This window comes from Paenibacillus sp. LHD-38 (assembly GCF_031157315.1).
Classification (GTDB): domain Bacteria; phylum Bacillota; class Bacilli; order Paenibacillales; family Paenibacillaceae; genus Pristimantibacillus.
This window is the reverse complement of sequence record NZ_JAVIFU010000069.1, coordinates 21,099-27,570: the sequence shown is the minus strand read 5'-3', so window position 1 is coordinate 27,570 and position 6,472 is coordinate 21,099. Positions and strand designations below refer to the sequence as shown.

General features: G+C 45.1%; 5 protein-coding genes and 1 tRNA gene. 5 read left to right on the top strand and 1 reads right to left on the bottom strand.

What is annotated here, in order from left to right:
- The first annotated feature begins 180 nt into the window (after window positions 1–180).
- Window positions 181–256: transfer RNA gene (locus RCO25_RS31565), tRNA-Val, on the top strand.
- Window positions 257–415: 159 nt separating this feature from the next.
- Here the strand turns inward: RCO25_RS31565 and RCO25_RS31560 are convergent.
- The gene (locus tag RCO25_RS31560; protein ID WP_309000038.1) at window positions 416–1,267 is read right to left on the bottom strand and encodes a cache domain-containing protein; all 852 of its coding nucleotides are present in this window, start codon (window positions 1,265–1,267) and stop codon (window positions 416–418) included.
- Between the two features lie 168 nt (window positions 1,268–1,435).
- Between RCO25_RS31560 and RCO25_RS31555 the strand changes: the two genes are divergently transcribed.
- The 4 genes from RCO25_RS31555 to RCO25_RS31540 all read left to right on the top strand — a co-directional run bounded on the left by RCO25_RS31555 (window position 1,436) and on the right by RCO25_RS31540 (window position 6,466).
- Window positions 1,436–2,815 (top strand): arabinan endo-1,5-alpha-L-arabinosidase, encoded by a 1,380-nt coding sequence (locus RCO25_RS31555; protein ID WP_309000037.1) that lies wholly within the window; start codon window positions 1,436–1,438, stop codon window positions 2,813–2,815.
- Window positions 2,816–2,843: 28 nt separating this feature from the next.
- Window positions 2,844–3,833, top strand: coding sequence for a glycoside hydrolase family 43 protein (locus RCO25_RS31550; RefSeq protein WP_309000036.1), 990 nt, complete (start codon window positions 2,844–2,846; stop codon window positions 3,831–3,833).
- 282 nt (window positions 3,834–4,115) lie between these two features.
- On the top strand, window positions 4,116–5,483 hold the full coding sequence (locus RCO25_RS31545; RefSeq protein ID WP_374992199.1) for an ABC transporter substrate-binding protein: 1,368 nt from the start codon (window positions 4,116–4,118) through the stop codon (window positions 5,481–5,483).
- Between the two features lie 92 nt (window positions 5,484–5,575).
- Window positions 5,576–6,466, top strand: a complete 891-nt coding sequence (locus RCO25_RS31540; protein WP_309000035.1) for a carbohydrate ABC transporter permease — start codon at window positions 5,576–5,578, stop codon at window positions 6,464–6,466.
- The last annotated feature ends 6 nt before the right edge of the window (window positions 6,467–6,472 follow it).

Genomic DNA, 6,472 nt, shown 5'->3' with positions numbered 1-6,472 from the left:
GTTTGAGAAGCAAACTTACATCGTAAGCATACGCTTAAGTTTGCCCCGGACCCATACATCCGGCAGACAGCAGCTAAAAAGGTTTCAGCAAACCTAACTTTCGTATCCAGTTTTCAGGGCGCAAATGCTTCACATGTGCTTAGAAACAACCCCACAGCCCGTGGGTTTTATTGTTTTCGCGGAGGCTTAGCTCAGCTGGGAGAGCATCTGCCTTACAAGCAGAGGGTCGGCGGTTCGATCCCGTCAGCCTCCACCATACTTTCAACCGAAGCCATTGTTCATTATGAACAATGTTTTTTTATTTTCAGCGGCAATTATTTATACTTAGGGTATGAATTCCGAGCCGTAATTTTATAACCGCATACAAAAGGGCTGCTCCGTTCATCCAGTGTAATGGATAATGGGACAGCCCTGTTTACTCAGTGAACTCACTCGTGTACAGCGTTCCGCTGATCCTCCAGCCTGTCATCGTGTTCGTCGTATATGTCATCATTTTGTCTTTACCGCCGAGCGAATAATTGAATTTTCCGCTGTCAGCCTCGAACATTTGATCGACCCAGCTTCCTTCAGCACGCTCTCCTTCCGTAAGCAATGGATGATAAACTGCTTTATGGTCATTGTCCAAAATAAGGGCGTTCCCAGCTTCGCCGATTTGAACGGCATCAGCCAGTCCGGTCAACTCTTCAATTTTCACCTCGGATCGAATGACTCCGCTTCCATCTGATACCGCTTTCGAAATACCGATGACGAATTCACCGGTTACAGCAGATACATAAGGTGCCGACACGATCGTGCCTGAGTTTTCCATGGCAGAGAGATACCATTCCTGTGTGAGATGGTTTCCTTTCTGCGCCCAAGGCGTTCCATTCACATTGCGGTAATAGCCCGATTTTCCGCCGAATTCCAAGTTGGATATCATCGGATGCGTACGGTAAAACGGATCTAATATTTTGCTTTGCAGCGTTTGCGATGTGCCCGTGTATACGGTTTCATTAATGAGCGAAGCTAAGTAGTCGGTATTGGCAGATTCAGCGGTGGTGTACTGCGTAATGACCGAGCTTAGGAGCTGCACGTTTTGTTCCGCCCCGTTGATTACCTGCTTGGACACCTCTTTTTTGGATGTCTGGTAGGAGAGTGAGCTAATAAGTAAAGCTGGTCCCAATAGAATAACCGCAAAAGTGATTACCAGCTTACTTCGGAGCGAGAGCTGCCACTTGAATCGCTTCTTGTTAGCATTGTTGCTGTGCTGATTGACTTTGTTTGACATAGATCCCCCTTAGTTCTTTACGATGTTAATATAATCATTAATAAATTTATCAATTGACAGCAGTAGCGGTCAGTTGATAAAATTCACTTTAACATGAATTAATGAATAAATATATAAACTATTCAATGATTTTGAGAAAAGCTTTTAACAACTCGTGGAGGAAATGAAATGAAACATCCGAGAAAACCGCCTGAGCAGCGACTGTTTGATCCGAGAACCTTTGAGGATGAGACGACTTGGAAAACGTTGAATACGCATGATCCTGGCATATTCAAAGACGAGGACTGCTACTACTCGTTTTCTACAGACGCGATGTATCGGGAAGAGGAAAGGCCGCCTTTTCGCGGAGGCGTACAAGTTAGACGATCAAAGGATTTGATTGATTGGGAATGGATCGGCCATGCGTTTGACGGAGTGCCGAAGCAAGCAAAGGAATGGACAGGAGCCGATGGGCTATGGGCACCTGATGTCATTAAGATTAACGATACCTATTTGCTTTATTATTGCACTTCTCGGTTTGGAACACGACAATCCTTTATCGGCGTCGCTTCGGCGTTAAGTCCAGAAGGCCCGTGGACAGACTTAGGAGAGGTCATCAAGACAGCAGAAGGTGATGATCTCGAGGTTAACGCAATTGATCCTAATGTGCTTTTTGATAAAGATGGACGTTTGTGGATGGCCTATGGCTCTTTTTTCGGGGGCATTTACATCCTAGAGCTTGATCAGCAGACAGGAAAACCGCTTGCCGGCGAAACGGGAACGTTATTAGCCCGCCGCGATCGAAACGTAAGGGACGGCGCAATAGAGGGCCCTTATATCGTTTATCATCCGCAATTTGATTATTACTATCTATTTGTCTCATATGATTCGCTCTTTACCAATTACAATGTGCGAGTGGCGCGGTCTCGAACGATAACCGGTCCTTATACCGATTATTTGGGTCAGTCGATGACGGATACGCAGCATGCTGAACCGTCTCGAATCGGCGTGAAATTGATGGGAGGCTATCGATTCAGCTCCGGCGCAGGCTGGCTGGCTCCAGGCCATAACTCTGTTCTTCAGGACAATGGCGTTTACTATATGGTGCATCATGCCCGTGAGGAAATGAAAAAAAGCTGCTTCCATCTGCATGTACGCGAAATAAGCTGGACGGAGGAAGGCTGGCCGCTTGTATCTCCGGAGAGATATGCGGGAGAGCCGCTCCGTATCGTTTCCCCATCGGAGATCCCTGGGGATTGGGAGTGGATAGTTCATGATCCGGATGCAGATGCAATAGTGGATGCCATCCCGCTTTCGCTTTTCCTAGACGGAAGCATAAGCGGACCAAAGGAAGGGCAATCATGGCGCGTCGCCGATCAAGAAATGATGGAACTTCGGCTTTCCGATCATCGGTTTGGCGGTGGGGAATCAGGAAAGCTTTGGTCCTGCAGAGGATCAATCAAGCCTGCATGGGATTGGGAGAATGAAAGAGCAGCACTCGTATTCACCGGATTAACGGAAAACGGAATTTCATTATGGGGCAAGCAAATCAGAAATTTAGAAGCATAATAAGTCAATCATAAAGGGGTTTTATCACATGATAAGCAAACAAGTAGCGACAACACAGCAATTCTCGAATCCGGTTATTCCGCAGCGGGCAGACCCGTGGGTCTACAAGCACACAGACGGCTATTATTATTTTACAGCCTCCGTGCCTGAGTATGACCGCCTTGAAGTAAGAAGAGCAAAGACAATCGGAGAGCTCGGCTCGGCGGAGCCGGTCGTAGTCTGGAGAAAATACGATACGGGTCCAATGAGCGCAAACATTTGGGCGCCGGAGATCCATTTTGTCGGAGGTAAATGGTATATCTATTTTGCAGCGGCAAGAACGACCGAAACGGTAGATGGATTATTTGATCATCGGATGTTCGTACTTGAGAATGAATCTGCGAACCCGCTTGAGGGTAATTGGACGGAAAAAGGGCAAATTATAGCAAACTGGGAGTCGTTCTCACTTGATGCTACGTCATTTGAGCATAAAGGTGTTCAGTATCTGGTATGGGCGCAGCAGGACCCTGCCATAACTGGCAATTCGAATTTGTATATCGCGCAAATGAGCAACCCATGGACCATAAGCGGTAAGCAGGTTATGATTGCAACCCCTGAATACGATTGGGAGAAGATAGGTTTCCTCGTTAACGAGGGTGCTGCCGTGTTGAAACGAAACGGGAAAATTTTCATTAGCTTCTCGGCGAGCGCTACGGACTATAATTATTGTATGGGCCTGCTCACAGCTGATGATACAAGCGATTTGCTGGATCCGGCTTCTTGGACCAAAACAGCGGAGCCCGTATTCCAAACCAATGAAACAACCGGCCAATATGGACCTGGCCATAACAGCTTTACAGTAAGCCCGGACGGAGAACAAGATATTATTGTATATCATGCCCGTAATTACAAAGAAATTGAGGGAGATCCTCTTTATGATCCGAATCGTCATACTCGTGCGCAGGTATTTGGCTGGCATGCTGACGGTACGCCGGATTTCGGTATCCCTGTTGCAGACGCAGCGGTGGCTGTTGAATAGCAAGTTAATAGTTCGTTGTTATGTTAATGACATCTGGTTTTTTCAGTGAATAATCAATTAATTGATGAAAAGAGAGCGGAAAAGCTGTTTTACGCTGAAAAACCAGATGTGGATAACGTTTTCAAATATCCATTCGACATGTATTGACAATGAAAGCGCTTTGCATTATTATGAGTTTAACAAAAGTATTAATTATTTAACAAATATGCTTACTTGATGTATTTGAAGCTAATTAATGATTTTTGTGAACGCAGTACGTAGTACATTTAGGAGGGGTTCAAGTTGGCAAAGAAAAAAAGTTTATTCTCAGTGTTCGCAGTCATGATGTCGTTAGTCGTAGTATTATCCGCATGCGGTGGCAAAGACAACGCAGGCAATTCTGGTAACACAGGCAGCACAGGCGAAAAAACAGAATCCAAACAAATTTCATTCATGTTTAGAGGCGGACCTGAAGAGCAAAAAGCTTATGAGGCAACCGTTAAGAAATTCGAAGCCGACAACCCTGGCGTTAAAGTTAAAATCATTACAACAACAGGCGATCAATACGCAACAAAATTGAAAGCTGCTATTACAGGAAAAAGCGTTCCAGACGTATTTTATTTTGACCCGGGCGATCTGAGAGCGTATGCAAATGGCGGCGTACTTAAAGATATCACAGAATACGTGTCTGATGTGAAATTCGATAACATCTGGAAATACGGCGTTGACAGTTACCGTTACGACGGTGAAACCGTAGGCCAAGGCAGCATTTACGGCTTGCCGAAAGACGTAGGTCCTTTCGCACTTGGTTACAACAAAGCGATGTTTGAGGCTGCTGGCATTCCGTTGCCGGATAAAGACAAGCCTTACACATGGGATGAATTCATCAAAGTTAACCAACAGCTGACGAAAGATAATAACGGTGACGGTAAAATCGACCAATACGGTACAGGCTTTAACGTAAACTGGGCATTGCAAGCTTTCGTATGGAGCAACGGTGCTGACTGGCTTGATGAAACAAACACAAAAGTAACCATCGACGATCCTAAGTTTGCTGAAGCATTGCAATACTTCGCTGACATGCAAAATGTTTACAAAATTACTCCTTCTATTGAAGATGCGGCAACACTTGATACTTACCAGCGCTGGATGAAAGGCGAGCTTGCATTCTTCCCTGTAGGCCCTTGGGATCTAGCGACTTACGAAACATTGCCTTTCGATTATGATCTGATTCCTTACCCTGCTGGTTCTACAGGCAAATCGGCTACTTTCGTTGGATCGCTCGGAATCGGCGTATCTAACACTTCGAAGAGCCCTGAGCTTGCAGCTAAGCTGGTGACTTACTTGACAGCGTCGCCAGAAGGCCAACAACAACTGGTTGATGCAAAGGTTCAAATTCCTAACCTGATCGACATGGCTCAAACTTGGGCTGCTAATTCGGAAACGAAACCAGCGAACAAGAAAGAATTCCTTGATATCGTTCAAGATTACGGTAAACCAATGCCTAACACATTGACTTACAATGCAGAATGGTACCAATTGTTCTTCACAGACGTTCAGCCGGTGCTTGACGGTAAAGTTACGGCAGCGGATTACGTGAAATCGCAACAGCCAAAAATGCAAAGCTTGCTTGATAAAGCGATCGAACAAGAAGCCAAATCAAAGAAATAATAAAAGCTAATCATTTTTAACCCGCAAGCAGTGATGTTAGTTCTCTCGTAGAGCTAGCATCACTCTTATGCCGGGTGAATCAGGGGTGGAAGATGAAAACCAAGTCGAATCTCTATCGCAAAGAAAGCTATTACGGGTATTTATTTGTACTTGCTCCCGTACTTGGATTTCTCTTGTTTACGTTGTATCCGCTTTTATACTCATTTTATGGTTCCTTCACTGATTGGGACGGCCTAGGCCGCATGGATTTTATCGGTTTTGCTAACTTCAAAGAAATATTTATGGATGAACAATTTCATAAAGCCAGCTTCAATACGCTATTCATGATGATCGGTATACCAATTGAGATTGTATTAGCTCTGCTGCTTGCTCTAGGCTTGAACCGGAAAATGTTAGGTACAACAACGTTTCGCGTCGTTTACTACATCCCGGTTATATCCTCGCTCGCGGCGATTTCGATTTTGTGGCAATGGGCTTATAACGGCGACTATGGTTTAGTGAATCAGTTTCTTGCTCTATTTGGTATTGAGGGCCCTAACTGGTTAACTGATAAATATACGGTGAAACCGGCACTCATTATAATGATGGTATGGAAAAACCTTGGATACTCGATGCTTCTTTATTTGGCAGCGCTGCAAAGCGTTCCGAAAGACTATTATGAAGCCGCACAGCTTGACGGGGCAAATGCGTTTCAAATCTTCAAGCACATCACGTTCCCAATGGTTAAACCGGTTACCTTCTTCATTGTCGTAACAAAGGTGATCGGCGGTGCGCAAATTTTCACGGAAATCAATATTATGACTTCAACGGGCGGTCCGGAGTACAGCTCTGCCTCTGTCGTATTCTATGTTTGGCAAAAAGCGTTCGGCAACCTGCAAATGGGTTATGCCTCCGCAATGGCGATGCTGCTTGGTATATTCATCTTCGTTATCACGCTCGTTCAATTTAAGATGAATGAAAAGTCGTCGAAGGACCTGGAATAACGACAA